Here is a 24910-nt window from a genome sequence, read left to right as displayed (position 1 = left end):
ATCATGCCTGCGGCCAACCCATGTTCTTCGCGAAGGCGGCACCGTCGGCGGAGAGCGTTCCGCAGCTCAGACAGTGGTCGACGTACTCCGCCACCATGGGCAGGAAGTTCATCGGGTTGTACGCGTCCTCCTCGTAGCTCCACAGGCCGTCACCGGCGTACTTGAGAATCGTGATGCAGGGGCGTTCCAGGACGGCGCCGTCACCGGGGTCCTTCATCCGGTTCATGATCTCGGTGATCACCCAGCCCTTGTCGGTGTCGATCGAGTACCACGACACCGGATAGAACGGCATCTCGCTGCCGGGAAAGACGTTCATCGTCGCCACGATCCACTCCCGGATCGCTTCCCGGCCGGCCATCTTCCCGTAGGTGTGTTCGTTGTAGGTGGCGTCCTCGGTGAACAGGTCGGCATAGCGCGCCCAATCCCAACTCCGGCCAATCTCGCCCACTACCTGCTGCTGCCGGGTGAAGGCGTCCTCGATCTCTGCGCGCGACCATCGACCAGCGGGTGAACTCATTCCGTCGTTCTACCGCAGCACCGATGGCAATCACGCCGTTCCCCCACGCCGGCTCGAAACATGAATCACAGCAGCAACATCCGTCGCAGGCGCCTCCGTGGGGCGTAACACTCGCGTGACCGGCGGCGACGTTCATGGTGGGGGTTCTCACACGGGGACGGGGAAACAATGCGTGAACGGAACGGTGTTGCCACCACGAGGACACCGCGAACAGCCGTCACGAGGCAGGAGATCGACATGAAATCGAAGAATCTGGTCGCGGCCGCCATGATCGCCGGCGGCCTCGGCCTTGGCGCGATACCCGCCATCGCACCGGTGGCATCCGCCCAACCGAGCGCACCCATCCCGCAGAAGCCGGGAAATGGCGGGGACGACTTCTGCCCGCCTCAGTGCGGAAACGGCAACGGCCCCGGGAATGGCAACGGCAATGGGAACGGGAACGGGAACGGCCGAGGGCACGGTGACGACAAGGGCTTCTGGTGGAGCAACAATCGCCATGACTGGTGGGACGACCGCAACGGTGCGCCGCCATGGGGTTGGGGCCCGCCACCCCCGATCCAGTGGAACGGCGGACCACCACCACAGTCGGTGAACTACTGGGGCTACAACCTGAACCCGGTGTGGAACGACGGCCCGCGGCAGTGGGGCGTCTGGCTGTTCGGCCAGTGGATCCCCATCTTCGGGGTCGGCTTCAACTAAGCTGTCGGCTCTCCTTCTACCGGCTCTTCTCTACTCGACCCGCCCTTCTTCTACGACGGCCTTGATGCGTTCCAGCGTCTTGCGCATGTCGCGAACGTTGCGACGCGTGCGTAGTTGGCCGCCGAAGAGGCCGAAGACGGTGGTCATCAGCCCTTCGGTCATCCGAAAGGATTCGGTGACCTCGGTCCCGCCGGCAACGGGAGTGAACCGGTAGTGCCAGTTGTTGACCGCACGATCGCCGACCAGTACTTCGAAGCCGAACTCCCGGCCGGGCTCGCAGGCGGTCACGCGGCACGTCGTCCAGTAGACGGGCCCAATCTCGTTGCGCTTGACGTGCCCACGGAACTTCGCGCCGAGGGCAGGGCCCGTTGCCCCGTCGAGCCATTCCGCCTCGAAGGTCTCGGGGGAGAACTTGCCGGTGTTGCGGACGTCGGCGACGACATCCCAGACCTCTCGTGCGGGGGCGTCCATCGCCACGGTGACTGCTGCCTGCATGTCGTGAACCTTCTCCGGTCGTGGGGTGAGCTGTCACCATAGGCCGATGACCGACTGGAGCGGCGAGGACTACGCAAGACTCAGCGGGTTGCAGCGCACGATGATCGGTGAGGCGATGGCCGGCCTCGAGTTCCGTCCTGACGACCGGGTTCTCGACGTGGGTTGCGGTGACGGCTTCCTCACCCGCGCCATCGCGTCACTCACTCCCGACGGCATGGTGGTCGGGGCAGACCCTTCGCACCGGATGGTCGCCACCGCCGCCGCGTCGGTCGGCGGTCGCGACTCGGGTCCGTGGTTCGTCGTCGCCGACGTGCGAGCGCTGCCGTTCGGCGAGTGCTTCACCGCCGCGGTGTCGTTCAACGCGCTGCACTGGGTGCCCGAGCAGGAGCGTGCACTGCGGCAGATCACCGAGGTGTTGAGGCCAGGAGGATCGCTGACCGTCCAAGCGGTGTGTGCAGGACCGCGACCCAGCCTGGAGTCGGTGGCCACGAAACTCTGCCGGGAGCCGCGGTGGGTGCAGTGGTTCGAAGGCTTCGATCCGCCCTTCGTCCACGTCGACCCAACTCATTACGGCGACCTCGCCGCCGCGGCCCGCCTGCATCTCGACGATCTCCTCGTCACCGACCGGCAGTGGGATTTCGGCTCCCGTGACGCGTTCCTTCAGTGGTCCGCTATGGGGTCCACCGCGTGGACCAGCCGGCTGCCCGAGGACCGACGCGCCCAATTCATCGAGGAACAGATCGCGGCCTACGAGCCGATTGCCGGTGCCCCCGGCCTCTTCCGCTTCATGCAGATGCGCGCTCGTCTGCACCGGGAGGACACTGGCGGGTGATGAAGATCCGATTTGGGGTAGGCCTCGCCGCAGGCCCAGAGGCCCGTCCCGAACGACTGCCGCACCTCGTCGACCGGCTCGAGTCCGCGGGTATCGATTCGCTGTGGTTCTCGGAGTTGGTCTACACAGACGCCGTCGACCCCTTCATCGGCATGGCTCACGCGTTGGCCCGTACCACCAAGCTCAAGGTCGGCACCTCGGTGATGATTCTGCCCGGTCGCCATCCGGTGCTGGTGGCCAAGCAGCTGGCGTCGCTGGCGGCGCTGGCGCCCAAGCGCGTCCTGCCGGTCTTCGGCCTGCGTTCCGCCCTGCCCGCAGAGCGTGACGTCTTCGTCGTTCCCGACGGGCAGCGCGCCGCGGTCTTCGACGAATCGCTGCGGCTCCTGAAGATGGCGCTGGCCGGCGACGGCGCCCACTTCGCCGGCGACTTCTTCACGGCGACCTCGATCGCGGTCGGACCGCACTCGGCGAAACCACTCGACATCTGGTTGGGCGGTTCCGCCCCCGCTGCGTTCCGTCGCATCGGCAGGCTCGCCGACGGCTGGCTGGGGAGCTTCCTCACCCCTGACGAGGCACGACGCGGGCGTGAGCTCATCGAGGCCGCCGCTGCGGAGGCTGGGCGCGCCGTCGAACCCGACCACTACGGGATCAACGTGGCCGTGGCGGACGGCGGGCTGCCCGACGACGCGCTCGCCGCGATCCGCCACCGTCGTCCCGACGTCGACCCGACCGAGCTGATCGCCGACGGATGGCCGCGACTGCACCGCATGATCGACGGCTATCTGGCGGCCGGACTGACGAAGTTCGTCATCCGGCCGGCCGGGAGCGGCAGCACCGACGCGTTCATCGACCGCTTCGCGGCGGAACTCCTGCCGCGGGAGAACTGATCGCTGACAGAAGGGGAGCCCCATGGGTTCGAACGACGCCGACGGCGTGATCGTCGCCGGACATCTGACCGTCGCGCCGGGGGATCGCAACGCCTATTTGGCCGGTTGCGTCGACGTCGTCCGGCAGGCTCGGGCGGCTCCGGGCTGCCTTGACTTCGCGGTTTCGCCGGACCTGCTCGACCCGAGTCGGATCAACGTGTACCGCCACCCGCCCACTGACGTGAACGACGGCCGCCGGCCCACTTCGGGTGGGTGGCGGGCAGGACGGCCAGCAAACGGACGGCGGTTCACCGATTGGCTGTCGACTTCGGGGGTCGGGTAGTCTGCGGGAATTGCGCGGACGTACGGAGAGGCTCTCCAGCACGTGTGGAGCCGTCGACGAAACCAACGAGTAGCCGAAGGTTGAATCTTGCCAGAGACCAAGAATGACACCAAGAACCTGAAGCCGCACTTCGACGACGTGCAGGCTCACTACGACCTGTCCGACGACTTCTTCCGCCTGTTCCTGGATCCCACCCAGACCTACAGCTGTGCCTACTTCGAGCGCGACGACATGACGCTCGAAGAGGCGCAGATCGCGAAGATCGATCTGTCCCTCGGCAAGCTCGGATTGCAGCCGGGGATGACGCTGCTGGACGTCGGTTGCGGCTGGGGTGCCACCGTCAAGCGAGCCGTGGAGCGCTACGACGTCAACGTCATCGGCCTCACGCTGAGCAAGAACCAGCAGGCTCACGTGAAAGACCTTCTCGCACAGTCGGAAAGCCCGCGGAGCAAAGAGGTCCGGCTCGAGGGCTGGGAGCAGTTCGGCGACAAGGTCGACCGGATCGTGTCGATCGGCGCCTTCGAGCACTTCGGCCGCGACCGCTACGACGACTTCTTCCAAATGGCCTATGAGGCATTGCCCGCCGACGGCGTGATGATGCTGCACACCATCGTCAAGCCCAGCGACGAGCAGTTCAAGGATCGCGCCCTGCCGCTGACCATGACGAAGATCAGGTTCTTCAAGTTCATCATGGACGAGATCTTCCCCGGCGGAGACCTTCCCCAGGTCGTCGCCGTCAAGCAGCACGCCGAGAAGGCCGGCTTCAAGGTGGAGCGCGTACAGCCTCTGCAGTTGCACTACGCGCGCACGCTGGAGATCTGGGCGGCGGCACTGGAGGCCCGCCGCGACGAAGCGGTCGCGATCCAGTCCGAAGAGGTCTACGACCGCTACATGCGGTACCTGACCGGTTGCGCAGAGCTGTTCGCGAAGGGTTACACCGACGTCTGCCAGTTCACCCTCGTCAAGAGCTGACGCGGCAGCTCATGACGGCGGTCGTCGACCGGGCGGGCCCATCTCGGCGCCGGCGGCGTCGCGCCGCCTGGCGGCCATGCCCGCGAGAGCTTCGAACACCACCCGGTGCGCGGCATTCACCGTGAGCTCGGCATGGTCATAGGCGGGGGAGACCTCGACGACGTCCACCCCCGCGACGTCGTGCTCGTAGCAGAGCTGGCGCACCATCCGGAGCAGGTCGACGCTGGTGATGCCCCCCGGTTCGGGGGTTCCCGTGCCGGGCGCATGCGCCGGATCGAGCACGTCGATGTCGACGGACAGGTACAGCTTGTCCGCCTTGGCGAGGGCCTCGCCGACGGCGTCGACCATGACCGCCTTGAACCCGCGCTCCCAGATCTCCTGCATGGTGTGCCACACCATGCCCTGCTCCTGCATCCACTCGAACGTGTCCTGCGGCGGCCAGTACCCGCGCAATCCGACCTGGACGAAGTGGGTTCCGGGGACGGCGCCCGACTCGATCAGGCGCCGCATCGGAGTGCCGTGGCTGGCGAGGTTGCCCTCGATGATGTCGGCCGTGTCGGCGTGCGCGTCGAAGTGCACGATGCCCACGTTGCCGTATCCGTGCACGTCGGCCACCGCGGTCGCCGACGGCCACGTGATCGAGTGGTCGCCGCCGAGGACGACGGGCACGATGCCGCGGGAGGCCACCGCCGCGACGCGCTCCTTGATGTTGGCGTGCGACACCTCGGTCTGACCGTGCGGGCAGTACGCGTCGCCGAAGTCGACGACCTCGAGCCAATCGAAGATCTCCAGGCCGAGGTCCATGTGATAGGTGCCCGGCTCGTAGGCGGTGGCACGGATGGCCCGCGGGCCGTAGCGCGCGCCGGGCCGATTCGTCGTGCCGACGTCGAACGGGGCCCCGACGATGGCGACGTCGGGCTGCCATGAATCGAGTTGCTCGAGCTCGGTGAGGAAGGGTCGGTGGCCGAACGTCGCAAGGCCCGCGTACGGCAGGTCCAGCTGCTCAGCCATCCCCGGCGGAAGTTCGCGGTGTGGCCCGTGATCGTGGCTCATGGGGTGACAGTACCTTTCTCGACACCGTCGTCCACTGCGTTGCGGCCTTGACCCGCAACGGAAGTCAAGGCGGCCCGCAGACCGGTGGGAATCTCGCGCTTGGTCCAGTCGTCGGTCGATACGACGACGTACACGTTCCGTCCGCGCACCGCCACGACGTCCGCTCCGTCCCGGCGGCGACGGAGCACGTCGAACCGCAGGGTGAAACTCGTCGTTCCGGTCGCGGCGCAACGGGTTTCGACGCGGACGGCATCCCGCCAGCGGACGGGTGCCAGGAAGTCGACGTCGGCGTGCACCACCTGCACGTCGAGCCCCCACGCGGCGAACTCGGTGAACGGCAGGCCGAGGTAGTCGAAGAAGGCGGTGGACGCCTCGTCGAACCACGTCAGGTAATGCCCGTTGAACACCACGCCCTGTTGGTCGACTTCGGCGTAGCGGGGCACGATCGGCAGGGAGAACGCATCGGTCACACCGACACCCTTGCAGCCCCGGGTCGGCTGACAGACTGACACCATGCGACTGGTCACCCTCGACGACATCCGTGCCGCCGCCGAACGGATCCGCGGCTCGGTGGTCCGCACGCCCCTGATCCCTGCGCCGTGGGGTGATCCCGACCGCCCGCTGTGGCTCAAACCGGAGAACCTGCAGGCGATCGGCGCCTTCAAGGTCCGTGGCGCGTTCAACGCGATCGCCCGGCTCGACGAGGCCACCCGCGCCAGCGGAGTGGTCGCCTACTCGAGCGGCAACCACGCGCAGGCCGTCGCCTACGCCGCCGCGAAGTACGGGATCAGCGCGTCGATCGTCATGCCCGAGGAGACGCCCCTGGTCAAGATCGCCGCGACGCGAAGCCACGGCGCGGAGGTGGTGCTGTGCGCCGCCGGCGAACGCGAGCGGGTCGCCGACGAGGTGGTCGCGCGCACGGGCGGGGTCCTGATCCCGCCGTTCGACCACCCCGACGTCATCGCCGGCCAGGGCACCATCGGACTGGAGATCGTCGAGGACCTGCCCGACGTGGCCAACGTCATCGTCCCGGTCAGCGGCGCGGGCCTGGCGTCGGGCATCGGCACCGCGGTCAAGGCACTCGCACCGCGGGCCAAGGTCATCGGCGCGGAACCGGAACTCGCAGGTGACACCGCCGCGGGACTCGCCGCGGGCCACCGGGTCGACTGGTCGATCGCCGACCGCAATCGCACGATCGCCGACGGGCTTCGCTCACAGCCCTCGCAGCTGACGTTCGCTCACGTACAGAAGCTTCTCGACGGCGTGATCACCGTGTCCGAGAACGACATTCGCGATGCCGTCCGCGACATTGCCCTGCGCGCGCACCTGGTGGCCGAGCCCAGTGGCGCCACGGCATTGGCCGCCTACCGCCGAGGTCCGACCCCGCCGGGGCCGACGGTCGTCATCGTCTCCGGCGGCAACGTGGAACCTGCGCTGCTGGCGGAGATCCTCACCGGTTCACCAGGCGAACACCAGCGGTGACGACACCGAGCACCGGTCCCGCATCGCATGCGCCCAGGCATCCTGCTTGGCGGCGGCCCTGAGAAGTCGACGCCGTCCGGCCCATCCGCAAGAGCACCTGGCCGCGGTGTTGCCCACCCCGAGGAGATGTACGGAGACCACGCCCTGCTCGTCGAGCGGCGCAGTCTCGACGTCCACCAGAAGTGCCGTTGCCGACATGAGTCCTCCTTCGTTCGCGCGTCCTCATCATGGCGCGACCGGAGGGCGGATTCGGTTTACGACAGGTCACATTTCGGGCAAGGCCTGCGCTTTGGTCAGTGCACGCCCCCGACATCGACGTCCCGATGCCGACGGAGAAGAGGTAGAGCGCGTCCTACACCAAATGGAAGGGGTTCGTCGTCCCCGACGCGCCCACCGTCGGACCGACGGGTAAGGTCGCTCGCAATGGTTCTCCACGCTGGTGCTGCCCGAGTGTGGCCGCCTCGTGGCTCCGAAGGGGTACATGTGGACGCGGTCCTCGGCTTGTCGATGACTCCGACGTCCGTCGGTCTGGTTCTCGTCGAGGGCCAGGACGCCGACGGCGCGACGATGGATCGCGACTCCTTCGCAGTCGGCGACGACCGCACCATCACCTCCGAGCAGGCCACGGCCGCGGTGCTGCGGACCGAGGCCATGGCCGCCACACGCGGACTGCGACTGCACTCGATCGGCGTGACGTGGAGCGAGGACGCCGATGAGCAGGCGTCGATGCTGATGGAGTCGCTCTCGGAGTCCGGTTTCGACAACGTGGTGGCCATTCGGATGCCGGAGGCCACCGAAGCGCTGGCCCGCGGCATCGCGGAGGTCCTGGGCTACCCGACGACGGCGGTCTGCGTCGTCGAACCGGAGTCGGTCATCTCGCTGATCGTCAACACCAGCGACGGCGCGGTGCAGACGGCGTTCAACCACACCATCGACTCCGATGACGCCCTGATCAGCTGGTTGAGCACGATCTTCGCTCGCGCCGACTGGGCGCCCGAAGCGCTGGTCGTGGTCGGTTCGGCGGGTCACCTGGAGCCCATCCTCGACCGGCTCGAGGACGCGCTGTCGGTACCGGTGTTCGCGCCCGAGGAGGCGAAGTTGGCGCTCGCCCGCGGCGCCGCGCTGGCATCGGCGCAGAGTAACGACATGCCGTTCGGCCTGTTCGACGGTGACGGCTTCGTCGTCGACGCGCGCCACGACTCGGGCCAGGGCCGCGCGTTCGGCGCGCGTCGCCGGACGCTGACGAGCGTGGGCCCGGTGGCGATGCTGGCCGTAGGCGTGGTGACCTTCGTCGTGTCGGTCTCCATTGCGGTCAGCCTGCAGCTGTCCCCGCCCCGCACGGCCCAGCCCAGCCCCGCCCCGGCCGCGAAGGTCGAGCCGGCCGACGTGGTCCGGGCCGTTCCGCCGGCACTGCCACCCCCCGCCGCCATCCCGGCCGCCCCCGTCGTCGAGGCAGCGCCGCCACCACCTCCGCCGGAGGCACTCCCGCCCCTATACGAAGAGCCGCCGGTCGCCGTCGCGGACACCCCGGCCGAGGCGCCCTACGTCGAACAGGCTCCCGCGGACGCCGTTCCCGTCGCCCCGGGTCTCGCCCCGCCGGTGGATCCAGCGCTCGCACCTCCGTTGGCCGGAACGCCGCTGCCGCCCTCCGTCGCACCCGCGTACGTGCCGCCGGTCCCGACGAAGAAGCCGGGCATCCTGACGCGCATCAAAGAGAAGCTGACGCCCGGGCCGGGCTAGCTTGACGTCACCAGCCCCCACTGCCCGTGCCGTCCTGCGCGTGTCGCTGCGCGCGACGATCATCCTCGCCGTCGCACTCGCCCTGATCGCCGTCGAACTGACCTCGCGGTCGGGGGTGGGCTGGCGGCTGATCACCTTCACGTATCAGGCGAATATCTTGGCCGCCGCGTACTACGCCTGGACGCTGTTCTCCCGGCGGGCCGACGCGCGCACCGGTCTTCGGGGGGCGGTCGTGCTCTACGTCGTCGTCGCGGGGGTCGTCTGGAATCTGCTGCTGACCGACCGCAGCATGGGTTACACACCCGCCAACTTCCTGCTGCACGTCGTCGTCCCGATCCTCGCCGTCGCCGACTGGATGCTGATCGGCCGGGGAGCGGGCGCCACGAAGTGGTGGCAACCATTCGTCTGGCTGGCCTATCCGGCCGCCTACCTTGGCCTGGCGTTGGTCGTGCTGAACCGGGCGGGTCGCCGGGTGCCGTACTACTTCCTCGACCCCGGCAGCGTCGGACTGGCAGCAGTCGCGATGAACGTCACCGTGCTCGCGGCGGGTTTCCTGGGCCTGGGCTACGTGCTCCTCGCGGTGGCTCGCCCACGGCCGGCTAACGCTTAGCACTCGAGAAGCGAACTAGTATTCATGCAAGCCCGTCACTCGGAGGTTGGTCCATTGCGTAATGCGCTGCGTCAGGTGTTCTCGGTAGCGGGCATGGCAACCCTCCTGCTGGTGAGTTCGACGGGTCATGGCCTCGCCGCCGCTCCGGGACCGGCGGCGGTCGCGAACATCTCGCCCGCCCCGGGACAGGTCGTCGGGGTGGCGATGCCGGTGACGGTGACGTTCGCCGGGCCCGTCGCCGACCGCGTCGCCGCCGAGCGGTCCTTCGCCGTGACGTCCGCGAACGCCCCGCAGGGCAACTTCGTGTGGCTGAAGAACGATGTACTGCAATGGAACCCGAGCTCATACTGGCCGGCGCATTCGACGATCGCCCTGTCCGTGGGCGGGGCGAAGACCAGCTTCGAGGCCGGGGCGTCGGTCGTCGGCGTCGCCGACATCGACGCCCACACGTTCACGGTGAGCATCGACGGCCAGGTGGCCCGCTCGATGCCCGCCTCGATGGGCAAGCCCAAGCACACCACGCCGGTCGGGTCGTTCACCGCCCTGGAGAAGCAGTCCCCGGTCATCATGGATTCCCGGACCATCGGCATCCCGCTGAGCGACCCGGAGGGCTACAAACTGACGGTGTACGACGCGGTGCGGGTCACGTGGGGCGGTGTCTACGTGCACGCAGCGCCGTGGTCGGTGGCGTCACAAGGTAATTCGAACGTCAGCCACGGCTGCATCAACCTGAGTCCCGACAATGCCGGGTGGTACTACGACCAGGTCAGCATCGGCGATCCGATCATCGTCCAGTCGTAACCGCGTGGAGGTTCTTCGCGGTCGGTGAGGACGCGATGGCGGCCGCATCGGGGTAGGTCCCCAGCACCCGGTCTGCGGTGCCTGCACTGGTGACCGTGAACCAATAGTGCTCGTTCTTGTAGTGATGCTGGCGATGGTTGCGCCAGACCGCGCGATAGGCGCGCGACGCAGGCTTGTAGTCGCTGTGGATCAGGTAGTGGCACCACTCGTAGACCAGACCGAGCATGCCGAGGAACACCAGGTACGTCAGCCCGAGGCCCGTCCGCGGGAACGCCAGCAGCGCAATCGCGATGGCCCCGGGCAGGATCCACAGCAGGGCCCGCCAGGGAATGAAGATCAGCGGCACGTCGCGCGGGTCGACGTGATGCTCGCGGTGCTTGCGCGCCAGCAACGGGTCGACGGTGAGGGGGCCGAGACGTCTTGGGCGCCAATGCAGGACGACGACGTGGACCAGCCACTCGAAGAACGGGAACATCGCCAGCATCGCCAGCGGCACCAACGCGTCGGTGAGCTGCCAGTCTCCGGCGACGACCCTGGCGGCCAGTGCGCCGGCCAGAGTGGCCCCGATCAGCCAGGGCGACGGGTGTCCAAGGAACTCCCGCCCGGCATCGGCGAGCGAGAAGCCGCGCCGGCCCGTGGTGCTCACGAGTCGGCCGCCAGTTCATCGAGGACGCCGAGCAGTGCCGCGGTCGCTGGCTCGAGCAGTGCTCGGGCAGCCCCTTCCGCCGCCGACGGATCACCGTCGCGGATCGCCTCGGCGATGGCCCGGTAGGCATCGGGCCGACCCACCTCGTCGGCCATCATGACGGCCAGCGCGGGGAGTGCGGGTTCGTAGGTGGCGCGAAGTGTGTTGTACATCAACCGAAATGCGATGGAGTCCGCCCCGTCGACGACGTGATCCCAGAACGTCAGCGCGTGCCGCTGGCGTTCGACGGGATCGGGTTCGGCGGCGAGGGCGTCGATCGAGGCCTCGAGGAGCTCGGCGAGGTCGGGCCGTCGCCTCAGCGCGGCGAGTTCGGCGATCTTGGGTCCGTTGTGCAGCCGGGTCTCGAGGATGCTGCGCACGACGGTGACGTCGACCTCGCCGGCGCGGAACAGCAATCGGGGGAGGAGGTCAAGCCCGGCGTGGCGGCGGAAGTCGCGGACGGTGGTCGAATCTCCTTGGCGCACTTCGACGAGGCCGGCCTCGGTGAGTCGCTTGAGGGCCTCACGCACGGCGGGCCGGGACACGCCGAGCACCTCGGCCAGACGCCGCTCACTGGGCAGCACGTCACCGGGTTGCATGTCGCCGCTGAGCACCTCCGCGACGATCTGCTGGAAGACGTCTTCGGGTACCGATCGACGATTGACGGGTTGCAGGGCCATCCGCCCACCATGGCAGGCTGATGGCCAGAGGTCAAGTGGTCTTACCTGTCGCAACTCGCGCTGGCCGTCAGCGCAGTGCCGCTGCCGTCACGCCATCGGCAGGCAGGAACGCCTCGATGCTCAACTCCGCAGCGGTCAGATCGAGCGCTGTGCCGAAGGTCGTCACCGTGCTGAGGAACCTCAGGACCGACCCGTCGGCGTTCTCCAGTTCCAGCGGGACGACCACCCCGCCGAAGTCGTGGCCGTCATCGAGACCCCCTGGGTAGGAGGCGATTTCGGTCAGTAGATCCGTCAACACCGCCGAACCGCTGACGTCCACCTCTCGGCGCAGCCGGCCGATGACGTGGTGGCGCCACTGCGCGAGGTTGCGGATCCGCGGGGCCAAACCGTCGGGGTGCAGCGAGATCCGCAGGGCGTTCGACGGATTCATTAGGTGCGGCGCGACCCCCTGCAGCAGCAGCCCTGCTCCGGCGTTGGCCGCGACGATGTTCCAGCCGCGGTCGACGGCCAGGCACGGATACGGCTCGTAGGCCGCGAGCACCTTGTCGAGGCCGTCGCGCACGGGAGCCATGTCGGGATGGTCGAGCGACCGCTCGGCGAACACCGGAGCGAGCCCCGCCGCCAACAGCATCTGGTTCTGCTCGCGGGGCGGCACGTCGAGCACCGCCGCCAGCCTCAGCACCATGGCCCGGCTGGGAGAGGAGCGGCCGGTCTCGATGAAGCTGACGTGGCGCGACGACACGTCGGCTTCGATCGCCAGGTCGAGCTGACTGATCCGGCGCCGACGGCGCCACTGGCGCATCAGAGTGCCGAACGGGGGAGTCTGCGCCTCTGCCGTCGTCACCCCACCAGTCTGGACCGCGGCTGCACGCCATTCCACTACGTCACGGGTAATTGCGAGGACTACCTCGCGAGCGCACCGTGGAGGCATGCCTCACCGTCGGCACGCCCCGCCCGCACCGCCACCCATCCCCGGCTGGCTCCGGTGGGTGATGACGTCCGATCGGGCCGGCTCGGCGTGGTACATCGGGCTGGGTTTCTTCTTCGCGCCTGCGCTGGCCGTGGTGTCCCCGTGGCCCGCCGTCACCACCGTCCTGTGGCTCGTCATCGCGCTGGCCGGACTGTGGTTGGGCCTGTTGGGCATCGCGATGGCAGCGGGCCTGGCCAAGGTGCTGAAATCGGGCGCCGAGATTCCCGAGGACTATTGGCGCTCGATCTTCGACTACGAGGTCACGTAGCGGCCGACGTCCCGGTGTAGTCGACCTGCCAGTGCTTGATGCCGTTGAGCCAGCCCGACCGAAGTCGTTCGGGCTTGGCGAGCGAGGTGATGTCGGGCATGGCATCGGCGATCGCGTTGAACATCAGGTCGATGGTCATCCGCGCCAGGTTGGTACCGATGCAGTAGTGCGCCCCGGTGCCGCCAAAACCCACGTGGGGGTTGGGGTCACGCATGATGTCGAACGTGTACGGGTCGTCGAAGACGTCCTCGTCGAAGTTGGCCGACCGGTACATCATCACCACCCGCTGGCCCTTCTTGATCTGCACGCCGGCCAACTCGGTGTCCTCGAGCGCGGTGCGCTGGAACGATGTGACCGGGGTGGCCCACCGGACGATCTCGTCGGCGGTGGTGGCCGGACGTTCCCGCTTGAACAGCTCCCACTGGTCGGGGAAGTCGGTGAACGCCATCATGCCCTGGGTGATCGAGTTGCGCGTGGTCTCGTTGCCGGCCACCGCCAACAGGATCACGAAGAAGCCGAGTTCATCATCGGACAGCTTGTGGCCCTCGACGTCGGCGTGCACGAGCTTGGTGACGAGGTCCTCACCGGGCTTGTCGGCGCGCTCGGCGGCCAGCTGCATGCCGTAGGTGATGAGTTCGACCGAGGCGCTGATCGCATCGTTGTTGGCGAACTCCGGGTCCATGTCGCCCACCATCTGGTTGGACCAGTGGAAGAGCTTCATCCGGTCTTCCTGGGGAACGCCCATCAGTCCGGCGATGGCCTGCAGCGGGAGCTCACAGGACACCTCTTCGACGAAGTCGCCGGACCCCAGCGCCGCAGCCCTGTCCGCGATCTCTCGCGCGCGCACGGCCAGGTCGGCGCGGAGCAGTTCGATCGCTCGGGGTGTGAACGCGCGCGAGATGATCTTGCGCAGATGCGTGTGGTGCGGCGCGTCCATGTTGAGCAGGACGAACTTGCCCGTCTCGATCTGACCTTCGACGGTGCCGTCGGCATATCGCGGTAGGGCGGTCTTCTCGAGACTGGAGAAGACGTCGCTGCGCCGCGAGACCTCCTTTACGTCCTTGTGCTTGCTGACCACCCAGAACCCACCGTCACCGAAGCCACCGACGTCGTGGGGTTGTTCGTTCCACCAGATGGGCGCGACCTTGCGCATCTCGGCAAGTTCCTCGACCGGCAAGCGCTCCGCGTAGATGTCGGGGTCGGTGAAGTCGAAACCGGACGGGAGGTTGGGGCTGGCAACGGTGTCCGGCATGTCTGAAGAACTCCTGACGACGACGCGATCTAGTGGGATATGGCATTGCTACACCACAGATCGGGGGCCTCGCGGCCGGTTTCGGAAACTCACGAGTAGAACGTGTTCTCGCCGATCATTAGACCTTCGTTAAACAAATGATCGGGGATTGCCGTGTAACGAAAATGGGGTGATTCTTGATGCACCCACTAGCACCATCAGTCCCTGAGGTCACAGGAGAGAGGGTCGGCAGATGAAGGCGAACACCGTCAAGCACGCGGCAGCGGTAGCGGGCTGCGCATCGGGTTTGTTCCTGGCCCTCGTGGGCGTGGCCGCACCGGCGGGCGCGGACCCCGTCGACCCCGTTCCGCCGCCCCCGGCACCCGTCACGGTCCTGCCCGCCCCTGCGCCGGCCCCCGACTCCGAGATCACCGTCCAGGCCGCAGGCCCCGACGCCCCACCGGTGCCCCCGAATGGCGTCCCCCACCTCGCCAGCCCGGATGCCCTGCCCCCGGGTTCGACGATGGACCCCAGTGTGGTGGCCGGCGAGTCACCGAACGTGAGTTACCTCAGGGACCTGTGGCACGCCGTGCAGAACCAGGAGATCAGCGGCAAGGAGGCCCTGCTGTTGGGCGTCGCCCAGCGTGGGATGAACACGCCCATCCCCGCTCAGGCCCCCGGTCCGAACGTGCCGCTACGGCCGGTCGATCCGGTTGCGGCGCCCGCGCCTGCCCCTGCGCCGCCGCTCAGTCCGTTCCCGCCGACGCCCTGACCTCGTCGCTCGCGGCGCGAGCGGCCCTCTCCAAGAGGGCCCGCACGGTACGAACGTGGCCGGACTTCACCGACGCCCACAGCGGACGGGTGACCGCAGTCCGATGCTGAACGAACGTGGCGAAGACCATTCCCTCGGGGCGCCTGGTGAACAGCAGCTCACCCGGCATGCCGATGCGTGAACGTCTGCCGAGTAGCAGCGAGTCGGTGTCCACGCGACGAACCGACCAGCCGGAGACCGAGTCGGCCGACGTCACGCTCTTCAGGCCGAGCGCCGCCCAGCCGGACGCCAGCGTCGCCCGCAGCTCGGCGGGCGGCTCCTCCAGCACTGCACCGGCCCAGCGGCGAGCAGTCCAATCCGGCGGCGCGTCGCCTTGGACGAGGAACGCGTCCGCGTAGTCGACCCTGGGCAGGCTGCTGAGGGCGCGGACCTCCGGCGGCGGATCGATCTGCGTGACGCGGGGCAATTCGTTCGCGATATCAACCATACACAACTGTATGCTTTATTCTCGAGACATGTCAATGCCTTTCGGGTGGTCCTGATGCCCGCACCGACCCGCACCTCGCGCGCGGAGTGGATCGACGCCGGTTTGGCGGCGCTCGCGGACGGCGGTCCCGATGCCGTGCGGGTCGACGTACTTGCGCAGACGATGGGGGTGTCGCGGGGCGGTTTCTATCACCAATTCGACAGCAGGCCAGCGTTTCTCGATGAACTGCTCGATACCTGGGAGCGCCGGAGCACCGACGACGTCCTGGACAGAGTCGAACGCGAAGGCGGTGACGCCCGCACCAAGGTCACCTATGCGGGCATGCTGACGTTCTCGGCCGCGCTGTTGCCGGTCGACCTCGCCGTTCGGGACTGGGCTCGCCGGGACGCGGCAGTCGCCGAACGACTCAAGCGGGTCGACAACGGCAGAATGGATTATCTACGCTCGCAGATCGCAACCTTCACCGACGATGCCGATGACGTCGAACCCCTTGCGCTGCTGGCATTCTCACTCGCCATCGGCAACCACTTCGTCGCCGCCGAGCATGACGGGCGCACCCGGGCGCAGATCCTGCGGCGCGCCAGCGCCCTACTCTTCGGGTGAACGGCTACCAGACGCGGACGTAGTCGACGAGCATGTCCGCCGGGTAACTGCCGCCGGACGGATCGCCGCCACCGGAACCCGCGACGGCGAGGTTCAGGATCGGGAACAGGGTGTAGCCCGGGGTGTTGAACGGCCAATCCGGGAGCGCGGTCGCCGGCACGTCGAAGTACGGTTGCGCCCCGTCTACGTAGTCCTTCCAGAAGCGGATACCGTCGGCATCCCACTTGGCGCGCCAGGTGTGCCAGGCACTGTCGAAGGCGACAGTCTGGCTCGAGTTCTCGCCGCCGTTCAGTTTGGCGTGGACGGTGGTGCCCGACGCCCAACTGCCGTTGCCGTACCACTCCATGATGTCGACTTCGCCGCCGTTGACGGGGTTGTTGTTGGCCAGGTACCAAGCAGGCCACGCGCCGGGCGTCAGGCAGTTCAGCTTGATGCGCGCTTCCCAGGTGGTGCCGATCGGCCCCCGGTACTTGCCGAACAGCTTGCCGCTGTAATAGGTGTTGCCGTCCTTGGCCGCGCGGAAGACGAGATTGGACTTGCCGTCGAGGAAGACGTTGCGGCGATCGTCGCGGTACTGCCCGACGTTGCCGGGCAGCTCCCAGAACGTCGGGTCCTCCATGTCCTCGCGGGCCAGTGCGGTCTCCCACTTGGAAGCGTCCGGCGCTGAGCCGGCAGGCCCGTCGAACTCGTCCCTGAAGAGGTACTTGACCGGCGGGGGAGCGGCGGGCAGGTCTCCGCGCGACGCGTGGGCCGTGGCTCCGGGGAGGGCGACGGCCGCACCCAGCAGGCCGACACCCGTCATCAACATCCGGCGACGATCCATTTCAGGCATGTCCACCATGTAAGCCGCAACGCCGCACCGGGTGCAAGTTCACCTGGCGCCGGCCACCGCCTCGACCCGGGCGGGAACGTGCTTGTGCCACGGCGTGCCTGCGTAGGGATCCCGCCACTCCGTCGAGGTCAACGCGTTGGGGGCAACCCCGGGTGTCGTCGCCGATCCGTCTGGTTCGACGTAGTCCACGCCGTAACCGTTGGGCAGCGACACGTGACCCGCCAGCATGACGTCGCTGATCTCCACGGTGGCCTCGGCGGTACCCGCCGAGGTGGTGATCCTGGCCCGGCCACCGTCGACGAGACCGATTGCGGTGGCATCCTCCGGACTGATCCGTAGTGCGCCGTCGATGTCCCGCTTGCGCCAGCTCGGGTCGCGGAGGATGTCGTTCGCGGTGTAGGCGCGACGCTCCCCGGCGGACAGCACCATGGGGAACTCGGCGCTGGTGAGTCGGGTCGGCGCATCCCGCAGGGCCCGGACGCCGTCGAGCATCTCCGGGATGTCCAGCGCGATACGACGATCGGGATGCGTGATCAGGGCGAAGTCGTCGACGTACTCGTGCTCGGTGAACGTCACGCCCGACCGGCTCGACATGATCGCCTCGAACAACGCGTTACCGTCGGCGTGGCCGGCGCGTCGCACCGCCTCCGGATACGCCATGGCCGTCTTCTGCGCCAGGCCCCACAGCGCTGCCGCGCCCGCCAAACCGTCGGGCAACGTCGGTCCCAACGTCTCGTACAGCACGAAGGGCAGCACCCGTCCCAACGCCGGGTTGGTGCTGACGGCGATCAGGAACGCCTGCGCGTAGGCGTCCAACCCCTCGGTCGCGGCCCGGCGCAGCGGCGCCAGCTCCGCATCGTCGACGACGCCGAGCGCCCGCACCAGCCTGGCCCAGATCTCCGGCTCGGCCAGCGTTCCGGGCAGCGGCTCCATGAGGGGGTGACGGAGGTGAAAGGTGTTGTGCGGGAACTCGAGATTGAAGAACGTCGCCTCGGGCTTCTCGAACTGACTTGCCGCCGGCAGCACGTAATCGGCGAGCCGCGCCGTCTCCGTCATGGCGACGTCGATGACGACGAGCAACTCCAGTGACTCGAGCGCCGCGATGACCGCAGGCGAGTCGGCGATCGAGTGCGCGGGGTTGCTGCTCTCCACGATCATGGCGCGGAAGCGGTCCTCGTGCTCGGTCAGGATCTCCTGCGGCACGACGTTGCTCGGCACCAGCCCCGCGATGACCGGAGCGCCCGTGACCGGCGTGCGACCGACCCCACCGACGGCGAATAGCGGTGCGAACGACGAATGCAGATGCTGTGCACCACGTTTGGCGAAGTTACCGGTCAGGATCCACAGCAGTTTGTTCAGGTACGAGCACAGCGTGCTGTTGGGCGCCTGCTGAATGCCGAGATCCTCGAACACCGAGACGCTCGCGGCCGCCGCGATCCGGCGGGCGGCCGCCCGCAGCAGGTCATCGTCGACACCGCAGCGTCGCGCGTAGTCGCCGATCGGCACGTCGGCCAGTACCGCGCGGACCGTGTCGACGCCCGTGACGTGCTCGGCCAGGAAGGGCTCGTCGCAGAGCTGCTCCTGCACCAGTACCGCGGCGAGCGCCGCCAGGCACCACGCGTCGGTGCCGGGCTGCACGCGCAGGTGGAAGTCGGCGAGCTTCGCGGTGTCGGTGACGACCGGATCGATCACGATCATCGACCGGGCCGGATCCTTGGCGATGTCGTTGAGCACCACGCGAGCGCGCGGGAAGCTCTGCGACATCCACGGGTTCTTCCCGACGAACACCGCGACCTCGGCATGCTCGAACTCGCCGCGGGTGTGGCCACCGTACAGGTGGGCGTCGACCCAATATTCGCCAGTCTTCTCCTGCGCCAGGGCATTCGACCGGTATCTCGACCCGATCGCCTTGAGGAACGCGCCGCTGTACGCGCCGCCGAGGTGATTGCCCTGCCCGCCACCGCCGTAGTAGAAGATCTTGTCGCCGCCGTGCTCGTCGCGAACCTTCGCGAAGCCGTCGGCGATCTCGGTGATCGCAGTGTCCCAGTCGATCTCCTCGTAGCTGCCGTCGGCGCGCCTGCGCAGCGGTGCGGTCAGCCTATTGCGGCTGTTCTGATAGTGGTCGAGCCGCAGGGCCTTGTTGCAGGTGTAGCCCTGCGACGCGGGATGCTGCTTGTCACCGCGGATCTTGGCCAGTACGCGGTCCTCGACCTGTACGACGATGCCGCAGTTGCACTCGCACAGGATGCACGCGGTCGGCTGCCACTCAGCGGTCATGTCGAGCGCTCCCTCTTTCGGCTTCCACTAACGCCCGCAGCTGGCGGTGCGTCGAGTCCAACGGACCCACGTCCCTGGTGGCCCTGGCGATGACGATCGCGCCCTCGATCGCCGAGGTGAGGAAGACCGCCAGCTCTCGCGCGCGGGGGCTGGTGACCCCTTCGGAGACGAGCCGGCTGACGATCAGATCGGTCCAGCGCACGAAGGCCGCGCCCGCCCGGTCGAGAACCGGCAGATTGTCCGCCTCGACGGCCACCGCCACCACGGGACAGCCGGCCCGGAAGTCGGATTCGAGGAGCGCTCGGCGGAACCCGGTCACGACCGCGTCGAGTGCCTCGAGAGCGCTTGTGGCACCGTCGATCTGGGCCGCGACGTAGTCGGCCGCGAAGTCCACGGCCTCAGCCAGCAATTGGGTGCGGCCGCCGGGGAAGTGGTGATATGCCGAGCCGCGCGGCGCCCCGCTGTGCTCCAGCACGTCGGAGATCGCGGTCGAGTGGGCGCCGCGCTCCCGGATCAACAATGCCGTCGAGGTGATCATGCGTTCGCGGGGAGTCGCCATTATGTAGAGCAGCATACATAATTCGGAGCCCGCCGAACAGACCGCAAGCTGGAACCGCTTGCGGACTGCTGGGCGATTTAGACGCCGGCCGCCTCGTTGAGCGCGTTGAGGGCACCGGTGGCCTCGAGGTACTCCTGGACCCAGCGCTCGATGACGGCCGAGGTCTTCTCCACCTTGGAGAACTGGCCCACCACCTGGCCAACCGGGTTGAATGCGACGTCCACGGATTCGTTGGGGTACTTGTTGGTGGCGGATACGGCCAGTCCGGAGACCATGAACTGCAATGGCATCCCGAGCGGCTGGGGGTTGTCCGGGTTCTCCCACGCGTCGGTCCAGTCGTTGCGCAGCATCCGCGCGGGCTTGCCGGTGAACGAACGGCTGCGGACGGTGTCGTGGCTGCCCGCCTTCACGTAGGCCGCCTGCTGGACCGGGGTGTTCTCGGCCTCCTCGACCATCAGCCACTGGGAGCCCGTCCAGGCGCCCTGCGCACCGAGCGCCAGCGCTGCGGCAATCTGCTGCCCGCTGCCGATGCCGCCGGCCGCGAGCACCGGCACGGGTGCGACCTCCTTGACGACCTGCGGCCACAGCACGATCGAACCGATCTCGCCGCTGTGCCCGCCGGCCTCGCCGCCCTGGGCGATGATGATGTCGACGCCGGCGTCGGCGTGCTTGCGCGCCTGGCTGGGCGATCCGCAGAGCGCGGCAACCGTCCGGCCCTCGGCGTGAATGTGATCGATCATGTCCTTGGGCGGGGTCCCGAGCGCGTTGGCGATCAACGTCATCTTCGGGTGCTTGAGCGCGACCTCGACCTGTGGGGTGGCCGTCGCCTCGGTCCAGCCGAGCAGCTGCAGCGTGCTCTCGTTGTCCTCCGCCGTCAGCGGGACGCCGTGATCGGTGAGGATCTTCTTGGCGAAGTCGAGGTGCTCCTGGGGCACCATGTCGACGAGCATCTTGGCAAGTTCGTCGGCGGACAGGTTGGAGTCCATGCCCTCGTACTTATTCGGGATGACGATGTCGACGCCGTAGGTGTGCTCACCGATGTGCTCGTCGATCCAGTTGAGCTCGATCTCGAGTTGCTCGGGCGTGAAGCCAACCGCCCCGAGAACCCCGAAGCCGCCGGCCTTGCTGACGGCGACGACCACGTCGCGGCAGTGTGTGAACGCGAAGATCGGGAACTCGATGCCGAGCTGGTCGCAGAGGGGAGTGTGCATGCCGGGTGGCTCCTCGAAGTGGGGCGGGTCGCGCTCGCGAACGAACTGGAACGTGTTCTAGTTTAGTACGTTCGTCGACCACCGTTGGCAACTGGGCACATTCCGTAAGATCAGTCCGCGCTCGTCAGCACCGGAGGACACCCTTGTGACGCACTGGCTCGACCATTCGCTCGTCCTCGCCTCCGATTACCGGGTGTCGCACCCCGAGCGCGTCGGCCCGCTGCTCGAACGCCGCCAGGATGGCCTCCGCGACCTGGGGGCGCACCACGCGCTGGTCTACACGTCGACCACCGACCCCGAACGCGTGTTGGCCGTCATCGCCGTGCACGCGCGCGAACCCGTGCTCGACCTGCTGCGGTCCCGTGTCTTCTTCGAGTGGTTCGACGCGGTGGGCGTGGACGACATCCCAGCGGTGTTCGCTGGCGAGTTGATCGAACGACTGGTGCTCAACCCCGCCGCGGAGGCCACCGTGCCCGAGGTGGTGGTCTCGATGGTGACACCCGTCGACGATCTGGCCGCGCTGCGCCGTCACGTCCACGAGACCAGCGACGACATGCGCGGCGCCGGTGTCAGGACGGTGACGATCTTCAGCGCGTTCGACAATCCGCTCGAAGTCATGATGCTGCTGCAGATCGACGACGAGGATCACGCCCGACACTGGCTGAGCGACTCGGAGTTGGCCGCCGAATGGCTCGTCAAGGCCGGGATCGGCGCCTATCCGCCCGTGTTCGTCGGCCGCTTCGACACGATGGTCCGCATCGGCGGGGATCGCTGATGTACGTCTGCCTCTGCGCAGGCGTCACCAATCAGGCGGTCGCCAGGGCGGTCGACGCCGGTGCCACGACGTCCCGGCAAGTCGCCGACGCATGCGGTGCAGGAAGTGAGTGCGGGCGCTGTCGTCGGACGGTGCGGGCCATCATCGACTCCCGCCGAGGCGCCGAAGCACCGCAGCAGGTCCCCGGCGGGCCGGACCGGTGCTCACCCTGAGCACCGGCCAACCGTTGCGCAGCGCCTCCGCCGCGAGACCGGCGCGCGGATTGACCGGCCGGGGCTGGCCGATGACCCGCATCAGAGCGACGTCCTCGTCACCGTCGGCGTAGAAGTAGCTGAGCCGGAGGTCGACGCCGCGCTCGTCGGCGAACCGCGCGACCGCCGCGGCCTTACCAGCACCCCAGATGATCGGGGTGACGATTCCACCGGTCAGCCGCCGGGCGCCGTCGACCTCGAACTGATTGCAGATGACGCGCTCGATGCCCAGGTATCGCGCGACCGGCTCGGCGTGGATGCTGAGCGCCGACGAACTCAGCACGACGGTGTGCCCTCGCGCCTGGTGGGCACGGACGACGTCGTGCATCTGCGCGAACACCCGGGTCTCGATGTGGCGGCGGAAGAGGTAGTCACCGAGCTCGTCGAGCGCATCGAGTGAATCGCCCCGCAGGTAGCCCGCGGCGCGGACGACCAGCCGCTCGAACTCCATCCGACCCAGTCGATACCGCAGCGAGGCCTCGAGGACCCCGATCACCTCTCCGATACTGGCCTGACGGGCATGGATGCGGTGTCCCGCGTGGGCGGTGGCCGTGAATCCCGACACCAGAGTCCCATCGAGGTCGAAGAAGGCGCCGACCCGATCACCCTGCGGAGCCGACGCAATCTCGTCGAGCTGGCGCGCCACGGGTGCATCCACGTTCATGTCGCTCCTCGTGGCGCTGATGACGACGGCAGCCCGCCCCGAGACTCCATTGCAACATCACATCCACGGGACGGGGACAGTGACGGTGTGACCGCTAGATGACATCCTAAGGGTGGGCAACCAACGGCTGGTGGGCACGATGACACCCCCATCGGCTAGGTTCTACCCGGCGGTTTCAAACTCGCGCGAGGTTCAGCCAGAGCCTGAGGTGGGGGAGAATCACGGCGATACGCATTTCTTCGATGCGGTTGGACATGGAAGACGGGCTTTGAACGAACAACGGGAATCGACCGACGGCACTTCTGCGGCATCCGGATCGACCTGCGAAGTTACCGAACGATGGATCGGGCAGGTCGCGATCATCGCAACGTCCGGAGTCGTCGACATGCTCACCGCACCCCAACTCGAGCAGGCGATTCACGCCTCGTTCGCGAAGTCGCCGCAGGGCATCGTCGTGGACTTCACCGACGTCGAGTTCCTGGCATCGGCCGGCATGGGGGTGCTCGTGGCGGCACATGACGCGGCGCCCGAGGGAATCGGCCTGCACATCGTGGCGGAGGGACCAGCGACTAGTCGGCCGCTGAAGCTGGTCGGCATCGCCGACATCGTGCCGCTGCATTCGACGCTCGATGAGGCACTTGCGGCGTTTTCCGCTTAGCTACGCTTAGTCGGTCGGCCGATCGGGTAACCGTTGGAGGCGATGATCGATTCAATTACCCGGGCAGGCGCCTCCTCCGCCGAACGCTTCGAGCGCGTGGGCGTGCCGGCGGATCCACGGATGGCGGCACAGACCCGCGACGAGTTCTCCCGGTGGCTGAACGGTGCGCTCGACTTGGATGCGTACCGCGCCAGCGATCTGTTGCTGGCCACCTATGAAGCCTTGGCGAATACCGCCGAATTCGCTTATCCGTCAACCGGTTTTCTGGGCACGATGGACGTGAGAGCGCAATACGATCCGACCCAGGCGACGCTGACCGTAACCGTTGCCGATCACGGTTCGTGGCGGACCGCACCGTCGACCCCGCGCGATCGCACTCGTGGCCGAGGAATTGCGCTCATGAAGGCGTTGTCCGACCGCGCGTCGATCCAGACGTCCACCGGCGGAACGACGGTCCGCCTGGTGTGGACCGAGATCCGAACTCGCTTTCTACCCGACCGAGACGACACCCCGTCCGGTCAGTAGCGGCAGGTCGAGGGTGGTCCGGATGCCGGGGGCGGCCGCCAGCACGTCCGGTATCGAGTTCACGATCCTGGCTGCCGCCGCGAGGATGGCCGCGTAGGGCGCACCGCCATGGCGGCTGGTAGGAACGATGTCCACCACGTATGACGGCTCGCCGGTGATCTCCACCCGATAGGAACCGCCCGGGTGCGCGGGTTGGGCCCAGTCCGGCCGCAGGTCGGCCCGCAGACGGGTGACGTGCTCGATCACGATGACGGGATGACCCTTCACCATGCCCTCGATCTGAAAGCGAAGTGCGGCAACGGTTCCCTTGGCGATGTGGCCGGCCGCGACGTCCAGGTCCTCGGGCGCAGGTTCCTGCTCGACCGAGTCCCTGATCTCGTCGACCTCGACACCCAAGCCGGCTGCCAGCTGCCTGATGGCCGTGCCCCACGCAATGCCGAGGACGCCCGGCTGGAACAACATGGGGAAGTCACCGATCTCGTTGCCGAACCCCATCACGTCGAACATGACTGTCACGCCGTCGTACGTGGCGTAGTCGGCGATCTCCATCGTCCGGATCTGCTGGATGCTCTGGCAAGTTCCAGCGAGGGCGAAGGGCAACAGATCGGTGGCGAACCCAGGGTCGACGCCGGTGATGAAGACGCTTGAATTGCCCTCTCGCGCAGCTTGTTCGACGCGTTCGATGTACTTGTCCGGGATGACCTGCCAGGGATACTGCAGGACACCCGGGGCTGAGCCGACCACGTTGATGCCCGCCGCCAGGAACAGCCGGACGTCGGCCATCGCCTCTGCCAGCCGGACGTCACCCATCGCGCAGTAGACGACGCACTCCGGGTTCGACGCGACGATGGCCTGGAGATCGTTGGTCGCGAGCACGCCGGTCGACACGTCGAGCCCGGCGAGTTCGCCGGCATCCTTGCCGACCTTGGCGTCCGACGAGACCCACACCGCGGTCAGGTCGAAGCGCCGGTCGGTGATCAACTGTTTGAGCGCGAGGCTGCCACAGTTGCCGGTGCCGATGAGCGCGACGCGAATCGCCATTGATTTCTCCT

Annotated in this window: 32 protein-coding genes; 16 read left to right on the top strand and 16 right to left on the bottom strand. The window is 67.7% G+C overall.

Annotated elements, in window-relative coordinates; genetic code table 11:
* Position 1: 1 nt before the first annotated feature.
* Positions 2 to 517: a nuclear transport factor 2 family protein gene (locus QUE68_RS13050; protein ID WP_284226508.1), complete on the bottom strand. Its 516-nt coding sequence runs from the start codon at positions 515 to 517 to the stop codon at positions 2 to 4.
* A gap of 237 nt (positions 518 to 754) precedes the next feature.
* Between QUE68_RS13050 and QUE68_RS13045 the strand changes: the two genes are divergently transcribed.
* Positions 755 to 1216 (top strand): hypothetical protein, encoded by a 462-nt coding sequence (locus QUE68_RS13045; RefSeq protein ID WP_284226506.1) that lies wholly within the window; start codon positions 755 to 757, stop codon positions 1214 to 1216.
* Positions 1217 to 1246: 30 nt separating this feature from the next.
* Here the strand turns inward: QUE68_RS13045 and QUE68_RS13040 are convergent, their stop codons facing one another.
* The gene (locus QUE68_RS13040) at positions 1247 to 1711 is read right to left on the bottom strand and encodes an SRPBCC family protein (RefSeq protein WP_284226505.1); all 465 of its coding nucleotides are present in this window, start codon (positions 1709 to 1711) and stop codon (positions 1247 to 1249) included.
* 46 nt (positions 1712 to 1757) lie between these two features.
* Here QUE68_RS13040 and QUE68_RS13035 point away from each other — a divergent pair, with 46 nt between their 5' ends.
* The 4 genes from QUE68_RS13035 (at position 1758) to QUE68_RS13020 (ending at position 4724) form a co-directional block, all read left to right on the top strand.
* Complete coding sequence (locus QUE68_RS13035; protein WP_284226504.1) at positions 1758 to 2543, top strand: class I SAM-dependent methyltransferase; 786 nt, start codon at positions 1758 to 1760, stop codon at positions 2541 to 2543.
* Positions 2543 to 3430, top strand: coding sequence for a TIGR03854 family LLM class F420-dependent oxidoreductase (locus tag QUE68_RS13030; protein ID WP_284226502.1), 888 nt, complete (start codon positions 2543 to 2545; stop codon positions 3428 to 3430). Before QUE68_RS13035 ends, QUE68_RS13030 begins: the two co-directional genes overlap by 1 nt.
* 22 nt (positions 3431 to 3452) lie before the next feature.
* Positions 3453 to 3752: a putative quinol monooxygenase gene (locus tag QUE68_RS13025; protein WP_284226500.1), complete on the top strand. Its 300-nt coding sequence runs from the start codon at positions 3453 to 3455 to the stop codon at positions 3750 to 3752.
* 87 nt (positions 3753 to 3839) lie between these two features.
* A complete protein-coding gene (locus QUE68_RS13020; protein WP_284226498.1) occupies positions 3840 to 4724 on the top strand; it encodes a cyclopropane mycolic acid synthase family methyltransferase in 885 nt (294 codons plus the stop codon).
* Positions 4725 to 4733: 9 nt separating this feature from the next.
* On the opposite strand, the gene speB is transcribed toward QUE68_RS13020, so the two are convergent.
* The gene (speB, locus tag QUE68_RS13015; RefSeq protein ID WP_284226496.1) at positions 4734 to 5777 is read right to left on the bottom strand and encodes an agmatinase; all 1044 of its coding nucleotides are present in this window, start codon (positions 5775 to 5777) and stop codon (positions 4734 to 4736) included.
* The gene (locus tag QUE68_RS13010) at positions 5774 to 6292 is read right to left on the bottom strand and encodes an acyl-CoA thioesterase (protein ID WP_454786254.1); all 519 of its coding nucleotides are present in this window, start codon (positions 6290 to 6292) and stop codon (positions 5774 to 5776) included. Before QUE68_RS13010 ends, speB begins: the two co-directional genes overlap by 4 nt.
* On the opposite strand from QUE68_RS13010, the gene QUE68_RS13005 reads away from it, so the two are divergent.
* A complete protein-coding gene (locus tag QUE68_RS13005) occupies positions 6291 to 7259 on the top strand; it encodes a threonine ammonia-lyase (RefSeq protein ID WP_284226494.1) in 969 nt (322 codons plus the stop codon). The two genes, QUE68_RS13010 and QUE68_RS13005, sit on opposite strands and share 2 nt — an antisense overlap.
* Here the strand turns inward: QUE68_RS13005 and QUE68_RS13000 are convergent.
* On the bottom strand, positions 7236 to 7457 hold the full coding sequence (locus tag QUE68_RS13000; RefSeq protein WP_284226493.1) for a hypothetical protein: 222 nt from the start codon (positions 7455 to 7457) through the stop codon (positions 7236 to 7238). The genes QUE68_RS13005 and QUE68_RS13000 overlap by 24 nt on opposite strands.
* Before the next feature lie 285 nt (positions 7458 to 7742).
* On the opposite strand from QUE68_RS13000, the gene QUE68_RS12995 reads away from it, so the two are divergent.
* From QUE68_RS12995 to QUE68_RS12985, 3 genes are all read left to right on the top strand, one after another.
* Positions 7743 to 8999, top strand: coding sequence for a DUF7159 family protein (locus QUE68_RS12995; protein WP_284226492.1), 1257 nt, complete (start codon positions 7743 to 7745; stop codon positions 8997 to 8999).
* A 1-nt stretch (position 9000) separates the two neighbouring features.
* Positions 9001 to 9609, top strand: coding sequence for a Pr6Pr family membrane protein (locus QUE68_RS12990; protein WP_284226491.1), 609 nt, complete (start codon positions 9001 to 9003; stop codon positions 9607 to 9609).
* A 75-nt stretch (positions 9610 to 9684) separates the two neighbouring features.
* Positions 9685 to 10410 carry a L,D-transpeptidase gene (locus QUE68_RS12985; protein ID WP_454786359.1) on the top strand — a complete coding sequence of 242 codons (726 nt, stop codon included), beginning with the start codon at positions 9685 to 9687 and terminating at the stop codon, positions 10408 to 10410.
* Here QUE68_RS12985 and QUE68_RS12980 read toward each other — a convergent pair.
* The 3 genes from QUE68_RS12980 to QUE68_RS12970 all read right to left on the bottom strand — a co-directional run bounded on the left by QUE68_RS12980 (position 10394) and on the right by QUE68_RS12970 (position 12577).
* Entirely contained in the window at positions 10394 to 11056 is a 663-nt protein-coding gene (locus tag QUE68_RS12980; protein ID WP_284226490.1) for a sterol desaturase family protein, read from the bottom strand. The genes QUE68_RS12985 and QUE68_RS12980 overlap by 17 nt on opposite strands.
* Positions 11053 to 11775 carry a FadR/GntR family transcriptional regulator gene (locus QUE68_RS12975; protein WP_284226489.1) on the bottom strand — a complete coding sequence of 241 codons (723 nt, stop codon included), beginning with the start codon at positions 11773 to 11775 and terminating at the stop codon, positions 11053 to 11055. Before QUE68_RS12975 ends, QUE68_RS12980 begins: the two co-directional genes overlap by 4 nt.
* A 67-nt stretch (positions 11776 to 11842) precedes the next feature.
* Complete coding sequence (locus tag QUE68_RS12970; RefSeq protein ID WP_284230909.1) at positions 11843 to 12577, bottom strand: helix-turn-helix transcriptional regulator; 735 nt, start codon at positions 12575 to 12577, stop codon at positions 11843 to 11845.
* Positions 12578 to 12704: 127 nt separating this feature from the next.
* Here QUE68_RS12970 and QUE68_RS12965 point away from each other — a divergent pair, with 127 nt between their 5' ends.
* Positions 12705 to 13013 (top strand): hypothetical protein, encoded by a 309-nt coding sequence (locus QUE68_RS12965; RefSeq protein ID WP_284226488.1) that lies wholly within the window; start codon positions 12705 to 12707, stop codon positions 13011 to 13013.
* On the opposite strand, the gene QUE68_RS12960 is transcribed toward QUE68_RS12965, so the two are convergent.
* On the bottom strand, positions 13006 to 14265 hold the full coding sequence (locus tag QUE68_RS12960; RefSeq protein WP_284226487.1) for a cytochrome P450: 1260 nt from the start codon (positions 14263 to 14265) through the stop codon (positions 13006 to 13008). The genes QUE68_RS12965 and QUE68_RS12960 overlap by 8 nt on opposite strands.
* Positions 14266 to 14497: 232 nt before the next feature.
* Here QUE68_RS12960 and QUE68_RS12955 point away from each other — a divergent pair, with 232 nt between their 5' ends.
* Positions 14498 to 15016: a hypothetical protein gene (locus QUE68_RS12955; RefSeq protein WP_284226486.1), complete on the top strand. Its 519-nt coding sequence runs from the start codon at positions 14498 to 14500 to the stop codon at positions 15014 to 15016.
* Here the strand turns inward: QUE68_RS12955 and QUE68_RS12950 are convergent.
* Positions 14991 to 15503: a hypothetical protein gene (locus QUE68_RS12950; protein ID WP_284226485.1), complete on the bottom strand. Its 513-nt coding sequence runs from the start codon at positions 15501 to 15503 to the stop codon at positions 14991 to 14993. The two genes, QUE68_RS12955 and QUE68_RS12950, sit on opposite strands and share 26 nt — an antisense overlap.
* Before the next feature lie 54 nt (positions 15504 to 15557).
* On the opposite strand from QUE68_RS12950, the gene QUE68_RS12945 reads away from it, so the two are divergent.
* Positions 15558 to 16106, top strand: a complete 549-nt coding sequence (locus QUE68_RS12945; protein ID WP_284226484.1) for a TetR/AcrR family transcriptional regulator — start codon at positions 15558 to 15560, stop codon at positions 16104 to 16106.
* A 4-nt stretch (positions 16107 to 16110) separates the two neighbouring features.
* Here QUE68_RS12945 and QUE68_RS12940 read toward each other — a convergent pair whose 3' ends face one another.
* The 4 genes from QUE68_RS12940 to QUE68_RS12925 form a co-directional block, all read right to left on the bottom strand.
* Positions 16111 to 16938 carry a glycoside hydrolase family 16 protein gene (locus QUE68_RS12940; protein WP_284226483.1) on the bottom strand — a complete coding sequence of 276 codons (828 nt, stop codon included), beginning with the start codon at positions 16936 to 16938 and terminating at the stop codon, positions 16111 to 16113.
* Positions 16939 to 16977: 39 nt separating this feature from the next.
* Complete coding sequence (locus QUE68_RS12935) at positions 16978 to 19215, bottom strand: molybdopterin-dependent oxidoreductase (protein WP_284226482.1); 2238 nt, start codon at positions 19213 to 19215, stop codon at positions 16978 to 16980.
* Positions 19205 to 19774, bottom strand: coding sequence for a TetR/AcrR family transcriptional regulator (locus QUE68_RS12930; protein WP_284226481.1), 570 nt, complete (start codon positions 19772 to 19774; stop codon positions 19205 to 19207). Before QUE68_RS12930 ends, QUE68_RS12935 begins: the two co-directional genes overlap by 11 nt.
* 77 nt (positions 19775 to 19851) lie before the next feature.
* Positions 19852 to 20985 (bottom strand): nitronate monooxygenase, encoded by a 1134-nt coding sequence (locus QUE68_RS12925; protein ID WP_284226479.1) that lies wholly within the window; start codon positions 20983 to 20985, stop codon positions 19852 to 19854.
* 145 nt (positions 20986 to 21130) lie between these two features.
* Between QUE68_RS12925 and QUE68_RS12920 the strand changes: the two genes are divergently transcribed.
* Positions 21131 to 21760: a fatty-acid--CoA ligase gene (locus tag QUE68_RS12920; RefSeq protein WP_284226478.1), complete on the top strand. Its 630-nt coding sequence runs from the start codon at positions 21131 to 21133 to the stop codon at positions 21758 to 21760.
* The gene (locus QUE68_RS12915; RefSeq protein ID WP_284226477.1) at positions 21760 to 21972 is read left to right on the top strand and encodes a (2Fe-2S)-binding protein; all 213 of its coding nucleotides are present in this window, start codon (positions 21760 to 21762) and stop codon (positions 21970 to 21972) included. The genes QUE68_RS12920 and QUE68_RS12915 overlap by 1 nt, the downstream gene beginning before the upstream one ends.
* On the opposite strand, the gene QUE68_RS12910 is transcribed toward QUE68_RS12915, so the two are convergent.
* On the bottom strand, positions 21902 to 22675 hold the full coding sequence (locus tag QUE68_RS12910) for an HAD family hydrolase (RefSeq protein ID WP_284226476.1): 774 nt from the start codon (positions 22673 to 22675) through the stop codon (positions 21902 to 21904). The genes QUE68_RS12915 and QUE68_RS12910 overlap by 71 nt on opposite strands.
* Before the next feature lie 139 nt (positions 22676 to 22814).
* On the opposite strand from QUE68_RS12910, the gene QUE68_RS12905 reads away from it, so the two are divergent.
* On the top strand, positions 22815 to 23333 hold the full coding sequence (locus QUE68_RS12905; RefSeq protein ID WP_353507031.1) for an STAS domain-containing protein: 519 nt from the start codon (positions 22815 to 22817) through the stop codon (positions 23331 to 23333).
* A gap of 42 nt (positions 23334 to 23375) precedes the next feature.
* The gene (locus QUE68_RS12900) at positions 23376 to 23858 is read left to right on the top strand and encodes an ATP-binding protein (protein WP_284230905.1); all 483 of its coding nucleotides are present in this window, start codon (positions 23376 to 23378) and stop codon (positions 23856 to 23858) included.
* On the opposite strand, the gene QUE68_RS12895 is transcribed toward QUE68_RS12900, so the two are convergent.
* Complete coding sequence (locus QUE68_RS12895) at positions 23823 to 24899, bottom strand: NAD(P)H-dependent amine dehydrogenase family protein (protein ID WP_284226474.1); 1077 nt, start codon at positions 24897 to 24899, stop codon at positions 23823 to 23825. The two genes, QUE68_RS12900 and QUE68_RS12895, sit on opposite strands and share 36 nt — an antisense overlap.
* Between the last annotated feature and the right edge of the window lie 11 nt (positions 24900 to 24910).

Origin of the sequence: Mycolicibacterium sp. TUM20985 (assembly GCF_030295745.1) — a bacterium.
Lineage (GTDB): Bacteria > Actinomycetota > Actinomycetes > Mycobacteriales > Mycobacteriaceae > Mycobacterium.
The sequence above is the reverse complement of the archived record's forward strand: the minus strand, read 5'-3'. Positions and strand labels throughout refer to the sequence as shown.

Excerpts from the sequence above, each read along its gene's own strand:
- QUE68_RS13025 (WP_284226500.1), top strand. The coding sequence starts at position 3,453 with ATGGGTTCGAACGACGCCGACGGCGTGATCGTCGCCGGACATCTGACC.
- QUE68_RS13010 (WP_454786254.1), bottom strand. The coding sequence starts at position 6,292 with ATGGTGTCAGTCTGTCAGCCGACCCGGGGCTGCAAGGGTGTCGGTGTG.
- QUE68_RS13050 (WP_284226508.1), bottom strand. The coding sequence starts at position 517 with ATGAGTTCACCCGCTGGTCGATGGTCGCGCGCAGAGATCGAGGACGCC.
- QUE68_RS12930 (WP_284226481.1), bottom strand. The coding sequence starts at position 19,774 with ATGGCGACTCCCCGCGAACGCATGATCACCTCGACGGCATTGTTGATC.
- QUE68_RS13000 (WP_284226493.1), bottom strand. The coding sequence starts at position 7,457 with ATGTCGGCAACGGCACTTCTGGTGGACGTCGAGACTGCGCCGCTCGAC.
- QUE68_RS12900 (WP_284230905.1), top strand. The coding sequence starts at position 23,376 with ATGATCGATTCAATTACCCGGGCAGGCGCCTCCTCCGCCGAACGCTTC.
- QUE68_RS13005 (WP_284226494.1), top strand. The coding sequence starts at position 6,291 with ATGCGACTGGTCACCCTCGACGACATCCGTGCCGCCGCCGAACGGATC.
- QUE68_RS12970 (WP_284230909.1), bottom strand. The coding sequence starts at position 12,577 with ATGCGCCAGTGGCGCCGTCGGCGCCGGATCAGTCAGCTCGACCTGGCG.
- QUE68_RS12945 (WP_284226484.1), top strand. The coding sequence starts at position 15,558 with ATGCCCGCACCGACCCGCACCTCGCGCGCGGAGTGGATCGACGCCGGT.
- QUE68_RS12955 (WP_284226486.1), top strand. The coding sequence starts at position 14,498 with ATGAAGGCGAACACCGTCAAGCACGCGGCAGCGGTAGCGGGCTGCGCA.
- QUE68_RS12960 (WP_284226487.1), bottom strand. The coding sequence starts at position 14,265 with ATGCCGGACACCGTTGCCAGCCCCAACCTCCCGTCCGGTTTCGACTTC.
- QUE68_RS13045 (WP_284226506.1), top strand. The coding sequence starts at position 755 with ATGAAATCGAAGAATCTGGTCGCGGCCGCCATGATCGCCGGCGGCCTC.
- QUE68_RS13035 (WP_284226504.1), top strand. The coding sequence starts at position 1,758 with ATGACCGACTGGAGCGGCGAGGACTACGCAAGACTCAGCGGGTTGCAG.
- QUE68_RS12935 (WP_284226482.1), bottom strand. The coding sequence starts at position 19,215 with ATGACCGCTGAGTGGCAGCCGACCGCGTGCATCCTGTGCGAGTGCAAC.
- QUE68_RS12925 (WP_284226479.1), bottom strand. The coding sequence starts at position 20,985 with ATGCACACTCCCCTCTGCGACCAGCTCGGCATCGAGTTCCCGATCTTC.
- QUE68_RS13030 (WP_284226502.1), top strand. The coding sequence starts at position 2,543 with ATGAAGATCCGATTTGGGGTAGGCCTCGCCGCAGGCCCAGAGGCCCGT.
- QUE68_RS13040 (WP_284226505.1), bottom strand. The coding sequence starts at position 1,711 with ATGCAGGCAGCAGTCACCGTGGCGATGGACGCCCCCGCACGAGAGGTC.
- QUE68_RS12905 (WP_353507031.1), top strand. The coding sequence starts at position 22,815 with ATGACACCCCCATCGGCTAGGTTCTACCCGGCGGTTTCAAACTCGCGC.
- QUE68_RS12910 (WP_284226476.1), bottom strand. The coding sequence starts at position 22,675 with ATGAACGTGGATGCACCCGTGGCGCGCCAGCTCGACGAGATTGCGTCG.
- QUE68_RS12950 (WP_284226485.1), bottom strand. The coding sequence starts at position 15,503 with ATGGTTGATATCGCGAACGAATTGCCCCGCGTCACGCAGATCGATCCG.
- QUE68_RS12940 (WP_284226483.1), bottom strand. The coding sequence starts at position 16,938 with ATGCCTGAAATGGATCGTCGCCGGATGTTGATGACGGGTGTCGGCCTG.
- speB (WP_284226496.1), bottom strand. The coding sequence starts at position 5,777 with ATGAGCCACGATCACGGGCCACACCGCGAACTTCCGCCGGGGATGGCT.
- QUE68_RS12895 (WP_284226474.1), bottom strand. The coding sequence starts at position 24,899 with ATGGCGATTCGCGTCGCGCTCATCGGCACCGGCAACTGTGGCAGCCTC.
- QUE68_RS12975 (WP_284226489.1), bottom strand. The coding sequence starts at position 11,775 with ATGGCCCTGCAACCCGTCAATCGTCGATCGGTACCCGAAGACGTCTTC.
- QUE68_RS12965 (WP_284226488.1), top strand. The coding sequence starts at position 12,705 with ATGCCTCACCGTCGGCACGCCCCGCCCGCACCGCCACCCATCCCCGGC.
- QUE68_RS12915 (WP_284226477.1), top strand. The coding sequence starts at position 21,760 with ATGTACGTCTGCCTCTGCGCAGGCGTCACCAATCAGGCGGTCGCCAGG.